At 66.6% G+C, this 18,636-nt stretch carries 21 protein-coding genes; 13 read left to right on the top strand and 8 right to left on the bottom strand.

The window, feature by feature from the left end:
- Nucleotides 1-217 precede the first annotated feature (217 nt).
- Together M0R88_RS13510 and M0R88_RS13505 are read left to right on the top strand one after the other, a co-directional pair.
- The gene (locus M0R88_RS13510) at nt 218-2,116 is read left to right on the top strand and encodes a 2-oxoacid:acceptor oxidoreductase subunit alpha (RefSeq protein ID WP_248654024.1); all 1,899 of its coding nucleotides are present in this window, start codon (nt 218-220) and stop codon (nt 2,114-2,116) included.
- 2 nt (nt 2,117-2,118) lie between these two features.
- A complete protein-coding gene (locus tag M0R88_RS13505; protein WP_248654023.1) occupies nt 2,119-3,054 on the top strand; it encodes a thiamine pyrophosphate-dependent enzyme in 936 nt (311 codons plus the stop codon).
- A 122-nt stretch (nt 3,055-3,176) separates the two neighbouring features.
- On the opposite strand, the gene M0R88_RS13500 is transcribed toward M0R88_RS13505, so the two are convergent.
- Nucleotides 3,177-3,395: a hypothetical protein gene (locus tag M0R88_RS13500; RefSeq protein ID WP_248654022.1), complete on the bottom strand. Its 219-nt coding sequence runs from the start codon at nt 3,393-3,395 to the stop codon at nt 3,177-3,179.
- Between the two features lie 232 nt (nt 3,396-3,627).
- Here M0R88_RS13500 and lrpA1 point away from each other — a divergent pair, with 232 nt between their 5' ends.
- Entirely contained in the window at nt 3,628-4,056 is a 429-nt protein-coding gene (lrpA1, locus tag M0R88_RS13495; protein WP_248654021.1) for an HTH-type transcriptional regulator LrpA1, read from the top strand.
- Nucleotides 4,057-4,265: 209 nt separating this feature from the next.
- Here lrpA1 and M0R88_RS13490 read toward each other — a convergent pair whose 3' ends face one another.
- Nucleotides 4,266-5,423 carry a pyridoxal phosphate-dependent aminotransferase gene (locus tag M0R88_RS13490; RefSeq protein ID WP_248654020.1) on the bottom strand — a complete coding sequence of 386 codons (1,158 nt, stop codon included), beginning with the start codon at nt 5,421-5,423 and terminating at the stop codon, nt 4,266-4,268.
- 164 nt (nt 5,424-5,587) lie between these two features.
- On the opposite strand from M0R88_RS13490, the gene M0R88_RS13485 reads away from it, so the two are divergent.
- The 6 genes from M0R88_RS13485 (at nt 5,588) to M0R88_RS13460 (ending at nt 10,625) form a co-directional block, all read left to right on the top strand.
- A complete protein-coding gene (locus M0R88_RS13485) occupies nt 5,588-6,874 on the top strand; it encodes a sugar ABC transporter substrate-binding protein (RefSeq protein WP_368409350.1) in 1,287 nt (428 codons plus the stop codon).
- A gap of 16 nt (nt 6,875-6,890) precedes the next feature.
- Nucleotides 6,891-7,823, top strand: coding sequence for a carbohydrate ABC transporter permease (locus M0R88_RS13480; RefSeq protein WP_248654018.1), 933 nt, complete (start codon nt 6,891-6,893; stop codon nt 7,821-7,823).
- On the top strand, nt 7,820-8,740 hold the full coding sequence (locus M0R88_RS13475; RefSeq protein WP_248654017.1) for a carbohydrate ABC transporter permease: 921 nt from the start codon (nt 7,820-7,822) through the stop codon (nt 8,738-8,740). The genes M0R88_RS13480 and M0R88_RS13475 overlap by 4 nt, the downstream gene beginning before the upstream one ends.
- Nucleotides 8,741-8,750: 10 nt before the next feature.
- Nucleotides 8,751-9,878 carry an ABC transporter ATP-binding protein gene (locus M0R88_RS13470; RefSeq protein ID WP_248654016.1) on the top strand — a complete coding sequence of 376 codons (1,128 nt, stop codon included), beginning with the start codon at nt 8,751-8,753 and terminating at the stop codon, nt 9,876-9,878.
- Entirely contained in the window at nt 9,875-10,060 is a 186-nt protein-coding gene (locus M0R88_RS13465) for a hypothetical protein (protein ID WP_248654015.1), read from the top strand. The genes M0R88_RS13470 and M0R88_RS13465 overlap by 4 nt, the downstream gene beginning before the upstream one ends.
- Before the next feature lie 67 nt (nt 10,061-10,127).
- Nucleotides 10,128-10,625, top strand: a complete 498-nt coding sequence (locus tag M0R88_RS13460; RefSeq protein ID WP_248654014.1) for an SRPBCC family protein — start codon at nt 10,128-10,130, stop codon at nt 10,623-10,625.
- Nucleotides 10,626-10,633: 8 nt separating this feature from the next.
- Here the strand turns inward: M0R88_RS13460 and M0R88_RS13455 are convergent, their stop codons facing one another.
- Nucleotides 10,634-11,875, bottom strand: coding sequence for a tripartite tricarboxylate transporter permease (locus M0R88_RS13455; protein WP_248654013.1), 1,242 nt, complete (start codon nt 11,873-11,875; stop codon nt 10,634-10,636).
- Nucleotides 11,876-12,021: 146 nt separating this feature from the next.
- Between M0R88_RS13455 and M0R88_RS13450 the strand changes: the two genes are divergently transcribed.
- The 3 genes from M0R88_RS13450 (at nt 12,022) to M0R88_RS13440 (ending at nt 14,170) form a co-directional block, all read left to right on the top strand.
- Complete coding sequence (locus tag M0R88_RS13450) at nt 12,022-12,639, top strand: DUF420 domain-containing protein (protein WP_248654012.1); 618 nt, start codon at nt 12,022-12,024, stop codon at nt 12,637-12,639.
- Nucleotides 12,636-13,553, top strand: a complete 918-nt coding sequence (locus tag M0R88_RS13445) for a fructosamine kinase family protein (protein WP_248654011.1) — start codon at nt 12,636-12,638, stop codon at nt 13,551-13,553. The genes M0R88_RS13450 and M0R88_RS13445 overlap by 4 nt, the downstream gene beginning before the upstream one ends.
- 77 nt (nt 13,554-13,630) lie before the next feature.
- Nucleotides 13,631-14,170 (top strand): hypothetical protein, encoded by a 540-nt coding sequence (locus M0R88_RS13440; protein WP_248654010.1) that lies wholly within the window; start codon nt 13,631-13,633, stop codon nt 14,168-14,170.
- A gap of 35 nt (nt 14,171-14,205) precedes the next feature.
- Here the strand turns inward: M0R88_RS13440 and M0R88_RS13435 are convergent, their stop codons facing one another.
- The 3 genes from M0R88_RS13435 to M0R88_RS13425 form a co-directional block, all read right to left on the bottom strand.
- Nucleotides 14,206-14,763, bottom strand: coding sequence for a hypothetical protein (locus M0R88_RS13435; protein ID WP_248654009.1), 558 nt, complete (start codon nt 14,761-14,763; stop codon nt 14,206-14,208).
- A gap of 140 nt (nt 14,764-14,903) precedes the next feature.
- Nucleotides 14,904-15,704: an ABC transporter permease gene (locus M0R88_RS13430; protein ID WP_248654008.1), complete on the bottom strand. Its 801-nt coding sequence runs from the start codon at nt 15,702-15,704 to the stop codon at nt 14,904-14,906.
- On the bottom strand, nt 15,701-16,738 hold the full coding sequence (locus M0R88_RS13425; protein WP_248654007.1) for an ABC transporter ATP-binding protein: 1,038 nt from the start codon (nt 16,736-16,738) through the stop codon (nt 15,701-15,703). The genes M0R88_RS13430 and M0R88_RS13425 overlap by 4 nt, the downstream gene beginning before the upstream one ends.
- Before the next feature lie 84 nt (nt 16,739-16,822).
- Between M0R88_RS13425 and M0R88_RS13420 the strand changes: the two genes are divergently transcribed.
- Nucleotides 16,823-17,083 (top strand): WNWW family protein, encoded by a 261-nt coding sequence (locus M0R88_RS13420; RefSeq protein WP_248654006.1) that lies wholly within the window; start codon nt 16,823-16,825, stop codon nt 17,081-17,083.
- A gap of 91 nt (nt 17,084-17,174) precedes the next feature.
- On the opposite strand, the gene M0R88_RS13415 is transcribed toward M0R88_RS13420, so the two are convergent.
- Both M0R88_RS13415 and M0R88_RS13410 read right to left on the bottom strand, forming a co-directional pair.
- Nucleotides 17,175-17,795: an SHOCT domain-containing protein gene (locus M0R88_RS13415; protein ID WP_248654005.1), complete on the bottom strand. Its 621-nt coding sequence runs from the start codon at nt 17,793-17,795 to the stop codon at nt 17,175-17,177.
- Between the two features lie 75 nt (nt 17,796-17,870).
- A complete protein-coding gene (locus tag M0R88_RS13410) occupies nt 17,871-18,578 on the bottom strand; it encodes a DUF7546 family protein (RefSeq protein ID WP_248654004.1) in 708 nt (235 codons plus the stop codon).
- Between the last annotated feature and the right edge of the window lie 58 nt (nt 18,579-18,636).

Below are 18,636 nucleotides of genomic sequence, written 5' to 3'. Positions count from 1 at the left end.
CTTTTTCTTATAAACTTATGTGTAACTATTCGGAATGAACGATGGGTCGTCGTATGCACCAGCGACCGGCGCAACGAACGGAACGAGCGAAAACAGGTCAGGAAGCCGCCATTACCGCCAATCCCTCATGAACATTCCTTGCTAATCTATAGCAAAGGCTTTACTGATTCCCCGATTTACTTTCAACCACTGGGCCTAACGGCCGTGAGCAACAGATATGACTGATGACGAACTCATCTGGCGAATCGCAGGCGGTTCCGGAGACGGAATCGACTCGACGAGCCAGAACTTTGCCAAGGCGCTGATGCGCTCGGGGCTGAACGTCTTCACGCACCGACACTACCCGTCGCGCATCCGCGGCGGCCACACGTACGTAGAGATTCGGGCGAAGGACGAGCCCGTAAAGTCCCGAGGAGACAACTACAACTTCCTGCTGGCGCTGGGCGACAGCTTCGCGCGGAACCCCCAGGAGGAAGCCTACTACGGTAACGAGGAGATCAAACCGCTGACCGAGAATCTCGACGAACTGCGCGAGGGCGGCGTCATCGTCTACGACTCCGGACTGCTCGACGCCAGCGAGATCGAGAACTTCGACGAGCGCGCAGAGGAGAACGACTGGCACGTCTACGACCTCGACCTGCGAGGACTCGCTAAGGAACACGGCCGCGAGGTTATGCGTAACACGGCGGGCGTGGGCGCGACCGCGGCGCTGCTGGACATGGACCTCGAACACATCAAGGGTCTGATGTCGGACGCGATGAGCGGCGACGTGCTGGAGGCCAACATCCAGATTCTCGAGGAGGCCTACGAGTCGGTCAACGAGGATTACGAACACACCCACGACCTGCGCGCCCCGACCGGCACGCAGGACGAAGAGCAGGTCCTCGTCTCCGGCTCGCACGGCATCGCCTACGGGTCGCTCGACGAGGGCTGTCGGTTCATCTCGGGCTACCCGATGACCCCGTGGACCGACGTGTTCACCATCATGACCCAGCACCTGCCGGAGATGGGCGGCATCTCCGAGCAGGTCGAAGACGAAATCGCCGCGGCGTCGCTCGCCATCGGTGCGAGCCACGCCGGCGCGAAGGCGATGTCCGGGTCCTCCGGCGGCGGCTTCGCGCTGATGTCCGAACCGCTCGGCCTCGCCGAGATGACCGAGACGCCCATCGTCCTCGTGGAGTCGATGCGCGCCGGCGGTTCGACCGGGATGCCGACCAAGCCCGAACAGGGCGACCTCGAACACGTCCTGTACACGAGTCAGGGCGACTCGAACCGCGTCGTGTTCGCGCCGGGTGACGCCGCGGAGTGTTACCGACAGACGCGAAAGGCGTTCGAAATCGCCTACGAGTACCAAATTCCGTCCATCGTCATCTACGACCAGAAGCTCTCGGGCGGCCACCAGACCGTCCCCGAGGAGGTCTTCGACCAAGAGCCGAACCCCGACATCGGCAGCGTCACGACCGAGCAGGACCTCGAAGAAGCCGTACAGGAGGCTGGTCGCTTCAAGCGGTACATGTACGACGACGAGGGCGAGCGCGGCGGCGTCAGTCCGCGCTCCATCCCCGGCCAGAAGGGCGGGAACTTCCTCGCGTCGGGTAACGAACACAACGAGGTCGGACACATCAGCGAGGACCCGGACAACCGCGTCCTCCAGATGAACCGCCGGATGTCGAAACTCGAGTCCATCCGCGACGAACTCGCGGAGAACGCCGACCATCAGACGGTCTACGGTCCCGAGGACGCCGAGTACGGCATCCTCAGCTGGGGCAGTACCAAGGGCGTCGTCGAGGAGGCCGTCGACGTACTGAACGAGCAGGGCCACTCGGTGAAGGCAATGAACGTCAGCGACATGATGCCGTTCGCCAAGGACGAGGTGACCGCGTTCCTCGAGAGCGTCGACGAGGCGCTGGTCGTCGAGATGAACGCGACGGCGCAGTTCCGCCGCCACGTTCAGGGCCAACTCGGTCGCTTCGGCGAGAAACTGTACAGCCTGCTCAAGTACGACGGCAACCCCTTCGAGCCTCGGGAAGTCGTCTCCGGCTTCGAGAGCCGAATCGGCGGGGAGGCCGACCTGAGCCAGTACAACGTCCGCATCGAATCCGCAACGGGTGACTAATTATGAGTGCATTCAACGCAATCGGCGAGGAACGAGAGATCGACCGAGACGAGTTCACGCCCGAAATCGAACCGCAAGCGACGTGGTGTCCGGGCTGTGGCGACTTCGGCGTCCTGAAGGCACTGAAGCAGGCGATGCCCGAAGTCGGTCGTACCCCCGAGGAGACCCTGCTGGTCACGGGTATCGGCTGCTCGGGCAAGCTGTCGAGCTACTTCAAGAGCTACGGGTTCCACTCCATCCACGGCCGGGCGCTGCCGGTCGCTCGCGCGGCGAAGATGGCCAACCCCGACCTCGAAGTCATCGCCGCAGGTGGCGACGGTGACGGCTACGGCATCGGCGGGAACCACTTCATGCACACCGCCCGCGAGAACCACGACATGACCTACATCGTCTTCGACAACGAGATCTTCGGGCTGACGAAGGGTCAGACTTCCCCGACCAGTCCGAAGGGCCACAAGTCGAAGACCCAGCCCCACGGGAGCGCGAAACAGCCGATTCGACCGCTGTCGCTCGCGCTGACCTCCGGGGCCTCGTACGTCGCCCGGACCGCGGCGGTCAACCCGAACCAGGCGAAGGAAATCCTGACGGAGGCGATGGAACACGACGGGTTCGCGCACGTGGACTTCCTCACGCAGTGCCCGACGTGGAACAAGGACGCCAAGCAGTACGTCCCGTACATCGACGTGCAGGACAGCGACGACTACGACTTCGACATCACCGACCGCGGCGAGGCGTCGGAGATGATGCAGAAGGCCGAGAACGCCCTCTACGAGGGCGAGGTTCTGACGGGTCGGTTCTACCACGACGAGGACCGACCGTCCTACCAGGAGGAGAAGCAGGCCACGGGCGACATGCCCGAGGAGCCGCTGGCCGAGCGGTACTTCGACGACGACTACGAGTGGGAGCGCAGCTACGACCTGCTCGAACGCCACAAGTAACGTCGCTTTGCCGTCTGCGATTCCCGCTTTTTCGAGGCGACGATTCGTCCGTGAGCGACCGGTTCGCCGTCCGCGGGAGAAGCGAGCGACGCGTCCGCCCGTCGTTCGCCTTCACTTGACGTCTACCCGCCTTCTTCGCCGCCCTCACCGCCTTCGCCACCGAGCGCCCCACCTTCGCCACCCTCTCCGCCTTCCCCACCTTCGCCGCCTTCTCCACCTTCGCCACCCTCTCCGCCTTCCCCGCCTTCGCCGCCACCGCCGGGCATGCCGCACCCCGCGAGACCGGCGGCGACTCCGGCGAGCGAGACCTGTAGGAACCGTCGGCGCGAACGTCGTACCATGCCCTCCGTTACCCCGTCAGCGGGGAAAAAGCAGGTGGCCGTCGCGGGGAAACCCGAAGAGTCGCCACGGGAGCGACGTCGGTAACGAGTCGTTTCCGCTCGGCATCGTCGTCCGGTCCTCGAACGGCCACCGGTACGCCGCCGATTCCGGTTTCAAAAGAGTGTTCGGTCAGCACTCGAACCGTTTTCCTATTCGGAAGGTATTTTTTCCCGTATCCGAAATAGACTGGTAATGAGTACACAGTCTACGGAAGACCGAATCCTCTCGGTCCTCGAAGAGGACGCCCAAGCGTCCTACGCCGAAATCGCCGACCGGGCGAACGTCTCGAAGCCCACGGTCCGAAAGTACATCGAAAAACTCGAAGACGAAGGCGTCATCGTGGGGTACTCGGCCGAAATCGACCCAAAGAAACTCTCCAGCAAGTCCATCGCGCTCGTCGGGATGGACGTCGCCAGCGAGAAGTACGTCGAGGCGACCCGCGACCTGAAGGCGCTGGACGAAGTAGAGACGCTCTACTCCTCGTCGGGCGACCACATGCTTATGGCGGAGGTCCGCGCGGCGGACGGCGACGCCGTCGGCGAGGTCATCAGCGAGAAGATGCTGGACATCGAGGGCGTGACCGCGGCGCATCCGTCGTTCCTCCAAGAGCGCCTGAAGTAGGTCGGTACGGGACGATTTCTGTCTCGGGTGGGGCATGACCGAGAGGTCCGTTCGAGAGGAGACGGCCCGCGTCTTCCGGGGTCTCGCTTCGCTCCGCTCAGCGAGACCTCGCGCGGTCGGCGCGTCGCTCACGGCGACGCGCCGTAGCTAACCAACGTCTATCGGCATCTAAACAATGAAGAAGTGTCCCAAACCCGCCCGCAAGCGGGTCAGTCGGCGGCCGTAATCTCCACGCTCTCGAGTGCGCGCTGAACCCGTTCGGACGCCTCGGCCAGTCGCTCGGCGCTGTTGGCGTACGAGATGCGCAGACACTCCTCGGCGTTGGTTCCGAAGTCCGGACCGGGCGTCATCGCCACGCCCGCCTCTTCGAGGAAGAAGTCCGCGGCGTCGAACGCGTCGCCCGGCAGGTCGCCGACGTCCACCAGCAGGTAGTACGCGCCTCCCGGCGTGTACCCCACGCTGAGGCCCCAGTCCTCGACTTCGCTCACGAGGAAGTCCCGGCGCTCCCGGTAGGTGTCCCGAACGTCGTCCAAGAAGTCGTCGCCGGATTCGAGCGCCGCGATGCCGCCCGACTGGACGAAGTTCGGCGCGCAGATGAGCGTGTTCTGGGCGATGCGGTTGACGTGGCCGACGTACTCCTCGGGCGCGACCATCCAGCCGAGTCGCCACCCCGTCATGGCGAACCGCTTCGAGAAGCCGTCCACGACGAAGGCGTCGTCGGTGTACTCCAAGACGGTGTGGTCTTCGCCCTCGTAGGTCAGGCCGTGGTACACCTCGTCGGAGACCACCGTGGCGTCCGCTCGGTCGGCGACGGAGACGAGTTCGTCGAGCGTCGAACCGGAGAGTACCGCGCCGGTCGGGTTCGCGGGCGAGTTGAGCAAGAGCGCCTCCGTGTCGGCGCTCACCGTGCGCTCGAAGGCGTCCACGCGCGGCCGGAACCCGTCGTCGGCCGACAGCGGCACCGTCGAGATGCGCCCGCCGGTCTGGCGCACGAAGTTCGGGTAGCAGGCGTAGTACGGGTCGGTCAGCACTACCTCGTCGCCGGGGTCCACCAGCGCGGCGAACGCCAGCAGGAGCGCGGGCGAAGACCCGGAGGTCACGACGATGCGCTCGGGCGAGACGTCCACGCCGTAGCGCCGGTCGTAGTACGCCGCGATAGCTTCCCGGAGTTCGGGTTTGCCCTTCGAGGAGGTGTAGCCGGTCTCGCCCGCTCGGAGCGCTGCAACTGCCGCATCTGTGACTGCTGCCGGCGTGTCGAAGTCGGGTTCGCCCACTTCGAGGTGTACCACGTCGTCCATGCGGTTGGCCCGTTCGAGAACGTCCATCGCGGCGAACGGGGTCGTTCGCGTCGCGCGCTCCGATACCATGTGCAGTGGAGAACGGCCCTGCGTATATAAAGCTTCGACGTGACAGTCAGTATTTGCCGGGCGACCGACTGTCATTAACCATGATTATGTTCATGCCGTAGCGCCGCGTCTCCGATAATATTACTGTTCATTGTGGGCAGTAGCCGTGATTCTTATTACCATGGATGCGGAATTGGGGGTGGGATTTGGGGGCAGTCATGAAACAGACACGCAGAAGCTTTCTGAAAGCGACGGGAGCAACGGGTGTGGCCGGTGTGGCGGGGAGCGCCTCCGCACTGGCTCAGAACAAGTCGATTACCTTCTACAACGCCGGGAGCCTGCAGTACGACCCCGGTACGGAGAAGAACATTCAGCGATTCGAAGAGGAGACGGGCATCACGGTCAACGTCAACGAGGTGCCGTGGTCGAACCTCAAGACGTCGCTCATCACGCAGTGGCGCAATCAGGGGAGTGAGGTCGACGCGTTCAACGGGCCGACGTGGTGGCTGGCCGACTTCGTGGCGGCCAACTGGATTGTCCCGCTCGATCTACCGAGCGACCACGTCTCGAAGTACCCGAAGAACCTGCAGGAACTCATCCAGTTCGACGGACAGGCGTACATGGCCCCGCAGTTGGGCAAGTGGGGCACGTACCTGTACGACAAGCAGGCGCTGCAGCAGAACAACATCCAGCAACCGCCCCAGAACTGGGACCAGATTATCCAGAAGGGCAAGAAGATGAGCGACGGGAACCAGTCCGGGTTCGCGTTCACGTGGGCGAACAAGGACGTGTTCACGTTCAAGCAGTTCCTCTATCAGGCGGGCGGTCAACTGTTCAACGACAACAACGAACCGACGTTCGTCAACAAGGGCGTCGACGTGTTCAACAACCTGCTCACGCCGCTCCGCAAGCAGAACGTCATCCCGGACGGCATCTCCACGATGGGCGAGGGACCGGTCGGCGACGCGTTCATCGGCGGGAGCCTGGCCACCGTCGAGTCGTGGACCCCGCTGGCGAGTCGCGCGTGGGACTCCGACGACTGGAGCCAACAGCGTCTCGGCGTCGCCAAGCCGCCGAAAGGCCCGCAGAGCCGCGCGACGTTCCAAGACACCAACGGTATCGGCGTCTCGAAGTTCTCGCAGAACAAGCAGGCCGCAAAGCGGTTCGCCCAGTTCATGTCCACCACCGAGTCGCTCAAGACCGACATGGTGACCGAGGGCAACCCCGCGCCCGTGTCGGAAGTCTACGACATGCCGGAGGTCAAGCAGGAGTTCCCGCAGAAGTGGCTCGACGTCCAGCAGTACAACCTCACGCACGCCAAGAGCGAGACCTACCGCGCCCAACCGCAGGTGGACAACTACCTCTCGAACCAGATAACGCCGGCGCTGCTCGGGAAGAAGCCGCCGAAGCAGGCGCTACAGACCGCCGAGCAGAACATCCGGCAGCTCTACAAGAACTTGGGCATCCTGTAACCGCGCCACCTCTTTTATGTCGCAATCGAACCAATCGCTACGCCGCACGCTCGACAGGCTGTTCGTTCCGCTCACGGTGGGGCCGACGATTCTCTGGATAGCGGGCATCATCGTCTACCCGACGCTCCAGTTGTTCTGGTCGAGCCTGTTCTGGACCAACCCCATCACGGGGGCCAAGGAGTTCGTCGGCATCGAGAACTTCGTCGACCTGCTGTTCGGCGACGCCGGTGGTTGGCTCGGCGTCCTCAATCCGACGTTCGTGAACTTCACGTGGAACACCATCGTCTACGTGGGGTTCAGCGTCACCATCTCGTTCCTGTTGGGCTTGGGTATCGCGCTCCTGTTGAACAAGGACCTCGCGGGCCGGGGGTGGTTGCGGACGGCGGTAATCGTGCCGTGGATTCTGCCGTACGTGATGAGCGGGCTGATGTGGCGGTGGATGTTTCAGGCCCAGTACGGAGCGATCAACGGCGTTCTGGTGCAGTCGGGTCTCATCGACAGCAAGATAGCGTTCCTCTCGGACGGGACGCTGGCGATGATGGCGCTCATCGTCGCGGACGTGTGGGTGTTCACGCCGTTCATCATCATCATCCTGCTCGCGGGGCTCCAGAACGTCCCCGAACAGTTGTACGACGCCGCGGAGGTGGACGGCGCGAGTCGCTGGTCGCGGTTCCGGAACGTCACCTATCCGTTCCTCAAGCCGTCGATACTAGTCGCACTGACCATCCGCATCATCTTCGATATCCGCGCGCTCGACCTCGTCTGGGTCATGACTCAGGGCGGCCCCGGCAAGGCGACGGAGGTCTGGGCCTCGTGGCTGTATCGGACCGCGATGGTGTTCCAGCGGTCGGGCGAGGGAGCGGCCCTCGGCGTCGTCCTGCTGGCGGTCACGTTCGCCATCGTCGCAGTGCTGTACAAGGTGTTCGGTGAAACTCCCTATTCGACATGAGTACGAGAACCTCTTACCTCGACAGAATCGCCGACGGGTTCGGTCTCGACACGGACAACGAGTGGCCGAGCGTGGTCCGGGAGCGACTCGTGGCCTACGGCCTGCTCGGAGTGTACGTGTTCGTGGTGTGGTTCCCCATCTACTACATCCTCATCACGAGCATTCAGCCGACCTCGGAGGTGCTGAGCCTCCCGATAAACTTCATCCCGCAGCAGCCGACCATCGGCAACTACGTGGACATCTTCGCCAACCGACCGTTCGAGCTGTACACGTTCAACAGCCTCGTGGTCGCCAGCACGACGACGCTCATCTGCGTCACTCTGGGGACGGTCACGGGCTACACGTTCTCGCGCCACGACTTCTTGGGGAACAAGGCGTTGCTCCTCTCCATCGTCGGCGCACGGATGATTCCGCCCATCGCGCTCATCGTGCCGTTCTTCTCCATCATGTCGAGTCCGCCGATAATCGGCGGGTTGACCGGGAGCCTCTACGACACGAAGATCGCGCTCATCCTGACGTACACGTTCTTCAACCTCCCGTTCGCGGTGTGGATAATGAAAAATTACTTCGACGGCGTACCCGAGAGTCTCGACGAGCAAGCGCAGGTGGACGGCTGTTCGCAGTGGGAGGGGTTCGTGAAGATCATCCTCCCGGTCGCCAAGCCCGGTATCGCGGCCACCGCCATCCTCGCGTTCATCTTCTCGTGGAACGAGTTCGTCTTCGCGCTCGTCCTCACCTCCTCGGAGCAGGCCCAGACGCTGCCCATCGCCGTCTCGCTGTTCGTCGCCGACGACTTCGTCGATTGGGCGCACTTGGCCGCGGGCGGGATGATCGCGGCCCTGCCGGGCATCCTGTTCGGCCTGTTCTTCCAGCGGTACATCGTCAGTGGACTGACCCAAGGAGCTGTCAAAGAATGAGGTGCTACACATGGCCGAAGTAACGCTCGACGAACTGGTCAAGGAGTTCGAGGACGTGGTCGCGGTCGACCACGTCTCGCTGGACATCCCCGACGAGAGCTTCACGGTCCTCGTGGGACCGTCGGGCTGTGGCAAGACGACGACCCTGCGACTCGTCGCGGGACTGGAACGCGCGACCGACGGAACGATCTCCATCGGCGACGAGATAGTCAACGACCGGCGGGCCTACGAGCGCAACATCGCGATGGTGTTCCAGAACTACGCGCTCTACCCCCACAAGTCGGTCGAGGAGAACATGCGATTCGGCCTCGAACAGCAGGGAACAGACGACGACGTTATCGAGGAGCGCGTGGCCGACGCGGCCGAACTCCTCCAGATAGAGGAGTTGCTCGACCGCCGACCGTCCGAACTGTCGGGCGGCCAGCAACAGCGCGTCGCCTTGGGACGGGCCATCGTCCGGGACCCCGACGTGTTCCTGATGGACGAACCGCTGAGCAACTTGGACGCGAAGTTGCGGGTCCAGATGCGCGCGGAACTCAACAAACTCCACGAGGAACTCGACACGACCACGGTCTACGTCACGCACGACCAGATAGAGGCGATGACGCTGGCCGACCAGATCGCGGTGATGGACGCCGGGGAGATCCAGCAGGTCGGCGAACCGACGTTCGTCTACGCCAACCCGCGCAACATGTTCGTCGCGGACTTCCTCGGGAGCCCGTCGATGAACTTCCTCGAAGGCACCCTGCGCCAGCGCGAGGGCGGACTCGTCGTAGATTACGGCGGCTTCGAACACGAGGTTCCCGAAGCCCACCGGTCGAACGTCGAGCGTCGCATCGGCGAACGGGTCGCGCTCGGGGTCCGTCCGGAGAACGTCTCGGTCGCCCAGCGGGGCTACCCCGCAACGGTCGAAGTGGTCGAACCGCAGGGCGAGAAGACCGTCCTCGAACTCACCGTCGGCGACGGCCGGTCGCTGAACGCCTCGGTCGAACCCGACGAGGTCGTGACGGTCGGCGAGGAGATCCGAATCGAGTTCGACCGGTCGAAACTCCACTACTTCGACCCCGAAACCGGCGAGTCGCTGACCTTCGCCGAGCAGACCGCCGACGCGACAGACCGCGTGGCGACCGAACGATGACGCTCCGGCCCGGACGACTCGGCCGCCGAGTTCGCGCGGCGGCGTCGCCACTGCTCGTCCTCGCGATCGCGCTCGCCGGGGTCGCAGTGGTCGGCTACCTCCGCGGTGCGTACGCGACGGCGACGGCGCTCGGGGTCGCCGCTGTGCTGACCAGCGCGTTCGTCGTCTTGGCCCGCGACTGAGTGCGACCACCGTCTTCGCCGCGGGTGACCGCAAGGATTGGGGTTCTGCGGTCCCTACGCCGAACCGATGGCCACCTACCAGCGCGAGGTCCGGGTCGATGCGCCGCTCGACGAGGTGTGGGCGTTCCACTCCAAAGTCGAAGGACTGGAGGCGCTTACACCCGACTGGATGCACCTCCGGGTCGAGGGAATCGACGGTCCGGACGGGAGCGCGCTCGGCGACGGCGCGGTGTTGGAACCCGGCACTGCGATTCGGCTATCGATGCGCCCGTTCGACGTGGGTCCGCGCCAGCGGTGGACCTCGAAGATCGTCCGCCGCGAGGCCAACGACGGGGCGGCCGTCTTCGAGGACCGCATGGAGGGCGGCCCGTTCCCGGAGTGGCACCACACGCACTACTTCTACGCCGACGGCGAGGACCGGACGCTCGTGCGCGACCGGGTGGAGTATCGACTCCCGGTGGTCGGCGACCTGTTCGGCCCGCTCGGGTGGGTCGGCTTCGAGCCGATGTTTCGGGACCGTCACCGCCGGACCAAACGGGCTCTCGAAGACGGTCGAGGTCGGTGAAACCGCCGTCACGCGCCGAGCATCAGCGGCCCGAGCAACACACCCATCAGGTGGACGCGCCGGGCATCGAACCGGGCGGGCACGAGGCCGACCAGCGCGGCGACGCCGAACACCGCCGCGCCGACCCACCCTGCGAAGAGCCAACTCAGCCCGACCAGCAGGCAGAGAACGCCGACCGAGAGGCGGAACTGGTCGATAGCCCCGACCGTTCGGAGGTAGCGGTCGCCGAGCGCGAGGACGAGCAGGAAGCCCGCGAGGCCGGCGATTCCCGCCGCGGCGAGCAGCAGCGGCAGGTTGACGGGAGCGTTCGCCTCCCGTAGCGCGACCATCACGCCGGTCCGAGGCGTGCCGAGCGCCGAGAGCGCGAAGAGCGCGAAAATCGTGTTCGCCGTGTTGACGCCGCTGGTCGCCACGACGAACCCGCGGGCGTCGGTCGAACCCGGCACCAGCGCGAGCGCGAGCACCGCCGCGACCGCGGACGAGACGCCCGGCAGGTAGCCGACGACCGCTCCGGCGAGGCTCCCGGCCGCCGCAGTCAGGCCGACCGTCCGCCGGGAGGCCGCGACGGTCGCGTCGTCCTGCTCGGGAACGCCGGACCCCGATACGGCTTCCAGCAGGACCGGCGCGCCGAACAGTCCGGCGAACAGCGGCGTGAGCATCCCGCCAGCGTCGAGCGGCGCGGCGGGCGACAGGTCGAGGGTGCCGTGCCCGAGCGCGGCGCTCCCCGCGAACCCGGCCGCCCCGCCGCAGAAGGCGCGGAGCGACCCCTCCGTGAGCAGGAGGAACGCGACGACGAGACCGAGGACGACCGGCAGGTGTGCGCGTACGACTGGGTAGGCGACCGTCATCGCTCTGGTGACCGGAATCGCGAGGGGAACTGCGAGTGCGACGGCGAGGCCGCTCCCGAGCGCCGAGAGCCTGACCGCTTCGCGGCCCCTCCCGGCGATGACGAGTCGGTGGGCGGGCAGGGCGCTCGCGGCCATCGCGGCGTCGGGCACCCCGAGCGCCAGCGCGGGCACGGCGTCGAGGAACGAGTGGACGACCCCGGCCGCGAGCATCGCCGCGCCGACGAGACGCGGCGGGCCGGGCACCGCGGGCGCGACCGACGCGAGCAGGAGCGCGAGATTGTTGACGTGGAGGCCGGGCGTGAGACCGCTCAGCGTCCCGAGGGCGATTCCGCCGAGGACGAACGCGAGCGCCGCCGCTGAGGGGCCGACAGACAGACCGATTCGGACGCCGAGCGCCTCCATCGAGGCAGTTTCGTCCCGGCCTGTGGTTTAAACGTTCGCGTGGGCCGGTTGTGGCAGGTGGAACGGGTGCAGTGGGCGCGACGAGACCTCCGCGCCCCCGAGGGCGGACAGGAACACACTTGGGACGGTAGTCCTAACGCCCGGACATGGCTACTTCGACTGCGAAGCGGCGGGTCAGGGACAACCCGCGGGCCGTGACCGCGGTCCTCTCGGTACTCGGCTACGTCCTCGTTCTCGGGACGTTCGCGGGCGTTTTGCCCATCTACCCGGAACTCGAACGCGCGACGGTGGACCTGCTGAGCCACACTATCGCGGTCGTGAACACGTTCGCGCTGACCGCCATCGTCCTCGGCGTGCGCTGGATACGACGGGGCGACGTTCGCAAGCACCGGGCCGCGATGCTGACCGCGTTCTCGCTCATCATCCTCTTTCTCGTCCTCTACCTCACGAAACTCGGCGGGGGCGGCGAGAAGCACATCGACGCGGCCGGACTGGCCTACTACGCCTACATCGCGATGCTGGCCGTCCACATCGTCCTCTCGGCGGTGTCGGTCCCGGTCGTCGTCCACGCCGTCGTCCTCGGACTGAGCCACACCCCGTCGGAACTCCGGGATACCGCCCACGCGAAGGTCGGCCGCATCGCGGTCGCGGCGTGGGGACTCAGCCTCGCGCTCGGCATCGTGACCTACCTCCTGCTCAACCACGTCTACGGCGTCGAGAAGTACGCGATGGCGCTGGCACCGCTCGTCGCCGGGCGGCGATGAGTCGGGACCGCGCCGGGGCGTCGGACGACGCTCCGGCGCGTTCGCTCCGAGAGCGCGTCGCAGACGCGCTCGGAACTGCGGTCGAATCCGTCGCGGAACTCGACGGCGGCGAGGTCGGCCGCGTCGCCCGCGTCACACTCGCGGACGGCCGGACCGTGGCGGCCAAGACCGGCGAGACGCCCCTCCGCGTCGAGGCGTTCGTGCTCGAATTTCTGGCCGACCGCGGACTACCGGTGCCCGAGGTGTACCACCGTGCCGACGACCTGCTGATTCTGGAGTACGTCGAGGGTGACAGCGAAATCACTCCGGCGGTCGAGCGCGACGCCGCCCGCCACCTCGCGGCGCTCCACGGCGAGCGCCCGACGGGGCGGGACGGACCGAACGGCGACCCGTCGAGGAGGTACGGCTTCCCGCGCGACACCCTGACCGGTCCGTATCGCCAACCGAACCCGTGGACCGACTCGTGGGTCGCGTTCTTCCGCGACCGGCGACTCCGCTACTTTGCGGGCAAGGCCTCCGAGGCGGGCCTGCTCACGCCATCCCTCGCCGACCGACTCGACGCGCTCGCGGCCGACCTCGATTCGCTGCTCCCCGAAAACCCGCCGCCAGCCCTGCTCCACGGCGACGTGTGGGCGAACAACGTCATCGCGAGGGGCGGGCGGGTCCGGGCGTTCCTCGACCCGACTTGCTACTTCGGCCACGCGGAGGTCGAACTCGCCTACGTCGATTTCGCGGGGTCGTTCGGCGACGTCTTCTTCGAGACGTACGACGACGAGCGCGGTATCGACGCCGGGTTTTGGGACGAGCGCCGCGGGGCCTACCAAATCGTTCCGCTCCTCGAACACCTGCTGTACTTCGGCGACGACCGCTACGCCGCAGACATCCGCGAGCGACTGGCCGACCTCGGCTACTGACGGGGAACCGCCGAGTATTTTCGGCGACGTTCGGTTCGACCAATCGACATAAGACGCTCGGCGACGACCGAACAGTCGTGACAGACGAGTGGACGTTCCGCACCGACTCCGGAATCGCGACCGTCGCCGACGGTCGCCTCGAAATCTCGGGGTCCGCAGGCCGACTGGTACGGGAGAAGTGGCGCGACGGCTGGACGCGGAACGAAACCGGTCGGCGGTTGCTGTTCGTCGTCTCGCTGTTCGGCACGGCGTCGTTCCTCGGGCGCATTCTGCGGGCGTTTCGGGACGTGCTGACCGGACGGCCCGACGCGTTCTCGCTGGTCGTCTTCGGTGTCACCTGCTTGGCTCTCCTCGTCGTCGTCTACCGCTCGACGCGGACGAAGACGGCCCGACTGCGCGACGTGCGAGTCGTCGAGCGCGTGGGCGACGACCGACTTCGCGTCCGCTTCGAGGACGAGGCCCGCGACTCGTTCGAGGTCGAGACGCCGACCGAGCGCGACGCCGACGACGCGGCCGAAATCCTGCGGTTGCGGGGCGTCCGCGTGACGGATAAGACGGACGCGGAGACGCCCGAGTCGGCCGGGTTCCGGGAGCGACTGTTCGCAAAAGAGAATTGAATCGACGTGAACGGTGCGACTCCGAGTCGGCGACGCTACCAGCAGACGACGGTACCCGTCGCCCCGGCCTCGCCGCGCCGGACGACGCCCCAGTCGGTCACGCGGTAGGTGACGGAGTACGGTCGGTGGACGTGGACGACCGTCGCGTTCTCGCCACCGCGCTCGTCGTAGTCGAGTTCGCCTCGCAGGGCGACCCGATAACCGCCGTCGGCCGGTTCGACGCTGGAAACGGTCGTGTGGTGATTGAAGTACGTGTGTTCGTCCACGCGGGCCGACTGGTAGCGCGAGGCGACTGTCTCGGCGACCCTACGGGCCGTCGCCTCGGAGAGCGTCTCCGGTTTCGACACCGACGAGAGCGTCGCGTTCGCGTCGAGCGAGCAGGACGCTCGGGTGGTGGTTTCGGTCCCGGCGACGGTCGTTGGAGACGCGGTGGACGTGGCGGACGTAACGGACGAGGTTTCGGAGTCGGTCGTCGCAACGCCGGCAGTCGCGGACGGCGAGTCGGTCGCTCCGGGCGCGGAGCCACTGCCCGCACATCCCGCGAGGACGAGGAGGACGCCGAGCGAGAGGGCGGCTAGCGGTCGCGAATGCATGGCACGTGGTCCGGCCAGCCCCGGTAAATGTTTTCTGACTGAGGCTCGGCGGTCGCAGTACTCGGAACGTTCGACCCCGGTAGCGTCGTTTTCGCTCGGACCGAAACGGAACCTCGGCGAACGGACGGTCCGAAACCCGGTCAGTCCGTCCGGGGAATCGCGTAGGTCCCGGCGACGAAGAACGCGAGCGTCAGCACCGCGAGGACAGCGAGTTGCGTCGGCCAGTCGGTGAACGGACTCGCCGCGGGCGGAAACGCGTACTTCGTCTGCGGTTGGTAAGTCAGGTCCCGAACCCCGCGAGCGAAGTACGCCAGTGGCGAGAGATTGACGGCGGGCCGGAACCACTCCGGAAGCAGGTCGGGCGTGACGAACGTCTCCGAGAGGAACAGCAGCGGGAGTGCGATGGCGTTGCTCGCGGCGATGACGCCGTCTTGCGAGTCGGCGAGACCGCCCAACACCGCGCCGAGACCGCAGAACAACGCGACCGCGAACGCGACGAACACCGCCACGAGCGCCAGATTCGCGGGACCGAGCGACAGCGACGCGGTGCCGGTCACCAGCGCCATCAACACGAGGATGAGCAGCCCCGCGATGCCGATGATTGCGACGTTGACCAGCGTGTGCGCGAGCAGCCACTCGGCCCGCGAGAGCGGCGTCGTCGCCAGCTTCTCGAAGCGGTTGCCCTCGCGGTGGCGCGCGACCTCCGAGCCGACCCGCGAGAGCGGCGTGAACAGCACCACGACCGCGAGGTAGCCCGGCAGGTAGTAGCCCGACGGTCGAGAGAACAGGCCGCCGCCGCCCGGATTCGTCTGGACCAGCACCGCGAAGATGAGGATGAGGATGACCGGGAAGAAGAACGTGAAGAAGACGGCGGTTCGCCGCCGGGTGAACGATCGCCACGCCGCGCTGGCCTCCGCGCGGACCCGACCGGTCGCCGTCATCGGTCACCTCCCGCGAGCGCGGTTTCGCCGTCGTCGCCGGTGTCCTCACCGCGGACCGCGTCCGCCGGCCGCCCGAGCGCGACGCCCTCACCCGCCGCGACCGACTCGCCGGTCAACTGGAGGAAGGCGTCTTCGAGGTCGGGTTCGGTCCACGTCAGCGAGTCGTACGCGACGCCGCCGTCGTTCAGCGCCGCGACGACCGCGCCGATGTCCTCGGGCAGGACGCCCGTCACGACGAGTCGCCCCTCGGCGGCCTCAACCTCGAAGTCGGCGGCGGCGAGCGCGTCCGCGGCGCGGGCAGACGGGGGTCGGCCGTCGGCGGAATCGGCGGGCGATTCCGCGTCGGCGTCCAACTCGACCACGATTCGCGTCCGACCGCCGTACTCGGCCACGAGGTCCGACGGTGGGCCGACCGCCGCGAGTTCGCCGTCGGCCAGCAGGCCCACGCGGTCGGCGAGTCGCTCGGCCTCCTCCATCGAGTGGGTGGTGAGGAAGACGGTGGTGCCCCGGTCCGCGAGGTCCTCCACGAGCGTCCAGAGCGCGCGCCGCCCGGCCGGGTCGATGCCCGTGGTCGGTTCGTCCAGAAAGAGCAGGTCGGGGTCGTTGACCAGCGCCGTCCCGACGCAGGTCCGGCGCTGCTGGCCGCCCGAGAGGTTCTCGTACCACGTGTCGTCCGCGGCGTCGAGACCGACCTCCGCGAGGACGGTGTCGGGGTCGCGCGCCTCGTCGTACAGTCCGGCGTAGTACGCGACCAGTTCGCGCGCGGTCAGTCGCTCGGGCGGGTCGAACGCTTGGGGGAGCAACCCGAGGCGCTGGCGGTCGGCGGACTGGGGGTCGGTGCCGAACACCGAGACGGTCCCCGAGTCCGGTTCCGTGGTCCCGGTCAGCGACCGGACGAGCGTGGTCTTGCCCGCGCCGTTGGGGCCGATGAGTCCGAACACCTCGCCCTCGCCGACCGACAGCGAGACGCCGTCGAGCGCCGTGGTGTCGCCGTAGGACTTGCGCAGATCCTCGGCGACGAGTGGCTCGGTCATGTCGGGCACTTGCGGCGGTCCGGCCCTAAGCCCGTCGGTTCCGACGCCGGCAACTACTTGTGTCGGAAGTCGGATAGACGGGGTATGACCGACGGAGCCGACGAGTTCAGGACCGAGGTCGAAACCAAGGTCGCCGCCGAGTTCGGGGCCGAACGCGACGCCGAGCGCGTCGCGGCCGCCGCCGTCGAACTCCGGGAATCGGCGGGCGTCGAGTGGAGTCCGACGTTCATCGCCGAGCGCATGGCCGACGCGCCGAAGGGCGACGCCGTGCCCGAGAAGTGGAACTGGGTGCTCGGTTACGTCGGCGGTCCGGCTGACGACGAGGCGTACCGACTCGGAGAGTAGTACCGGCGGGGAGAGCGATACCGACTGAGGGGAGTAATACCCCGACTCGGGGAAGTGATACCGACCCGGAAAGCGAGACGGCCGCTCGGGCTCACTCGCCGAGCAGTTCCTCTTTGCGGCGTTGGAACTCCTCCTCGTCGATGAGACCCCGCGACTTCGCGTCGCCGAGTCGCTCCAGTCGGTCGCGGATGCTCTGTGGCTCGCCGGACGACGAACCGCCCCCGCCCGAGTCGGGCGTCTCGGCGGTGTGTCGGTAGTTGACGTACTCGGTAGCGGCGATCACGTCGTCGGCGTCGAACAGCGAGGGAATCCAGAGGTAGTATTTCGCCCCCGACACCGCGAGGTCGATGCGGTGGCGACGCCGTCCGTGACGGTGGCGCACGCCGACGATGTCCGCGTACGGGAGACTCAGCGACTCGTCCTCGTCGCCGACGCCCAAGCGGAGGTAGACCCGCCGGTCGGTCAACAGGTAGACCCCGCCGCGCTCGGGCGAGACGGTCGCCTCCGGGTCGCCGAAGCCGACGCCGGTCTCGTCGGCGTCGAAGCAGAACTTCGGGCGCTCGCCCTCGGCGAGCGCGGTGACGAGCGCGTCAGAGAGGTCGGCGACCGCGTCCGCGGTGCCCGCCAGTCGCTCGGTCGTCACCGACCAGTGGTCGGCGCGCTCGGTGAGCATCGACGCGTATCGTCTGGCGTCGTCGCCGGGGAACGACATGTGTCAGACGTACGTCTGACTCGAACCAGATTAAAGTTATCTCGAATTATCGCTAATAATAATCCGCTTCGATGGTCACCGGAAGCTTCGGATCGACGGTCGCCAGCGGAGCAACACGACTGTCACGGCGAATGCGAGTGTGCCGAGCGTGTAGGACCACTCGCTGGCCGCGGCCGCGACAGCAGTGCCCGACCCCGCGAGTCCGGCCGCGAGCGTGGCGATTACCGGCCACGTGCAGCTGACGCAGGAGACCAGTCCGAGCAGGCCCGACACCGCCGACCCCGCGGTCTCCAGCACCGTGGCGTAGACGAGGTACGCCAGCGTCACGTAGCCGACCACTTTGTACGGCATCAGAGTGAGTTGCACGAGGCCGCCCGAGTACAGCAGGGCCGGACCCCATCCTGGCGGGAGCCACGCGACGCGGAACCCGGTGAGGTGGGTGTGTCCGCCCGCCCCGCCGCCGTGACCGTGGAACAGCAGCCCCGGTTTGAGGAGACCCCCGACGTACGCGAGCAGGACGAGGTAGCCGACCGCGATGGCCGCGCCGACGAGTCGAGTGCGCCGCGAGTCGGCCTCGGGGGTCGTCCGGGCCAGCGCCCACACGCTCAGGTTTATCCAGACGAACGGGAAGAGGAGGTAGCGCCACTCGGTGACGGTCACGTCAGCGAGCAGGAGGTACGCGAACGTCAGGATGAGTTCGGTGTTGACGAGGAGCCCCGCCCACAGCAGGGTGTCGCGGTCCGGCTTGAGTCGGTCCGTCGAAACGTCGATGGTCCGTGTCATGGTTCGTGACGTGGGTGTGGGTTCGTGGGTCTGCGGGTCCGTGGTCCGCGCGTCCGCG

The sequence above is a fragment of the Halorussus gelatinilyticus genome (genome assembly GCF_023238445.1).
GTDB classification, from domain to species: Archaea; Halobacteriota; Halobacteria; order Halobacteriales; family Haladaptataceae; genus Halorussus; species Halorussus gelatinilyticus.
The sequence above is the reverse complement of the archived record's forward strand: the minus strand, read 5'-3'. Positions and strand labels throughout refer to the sequence as shown.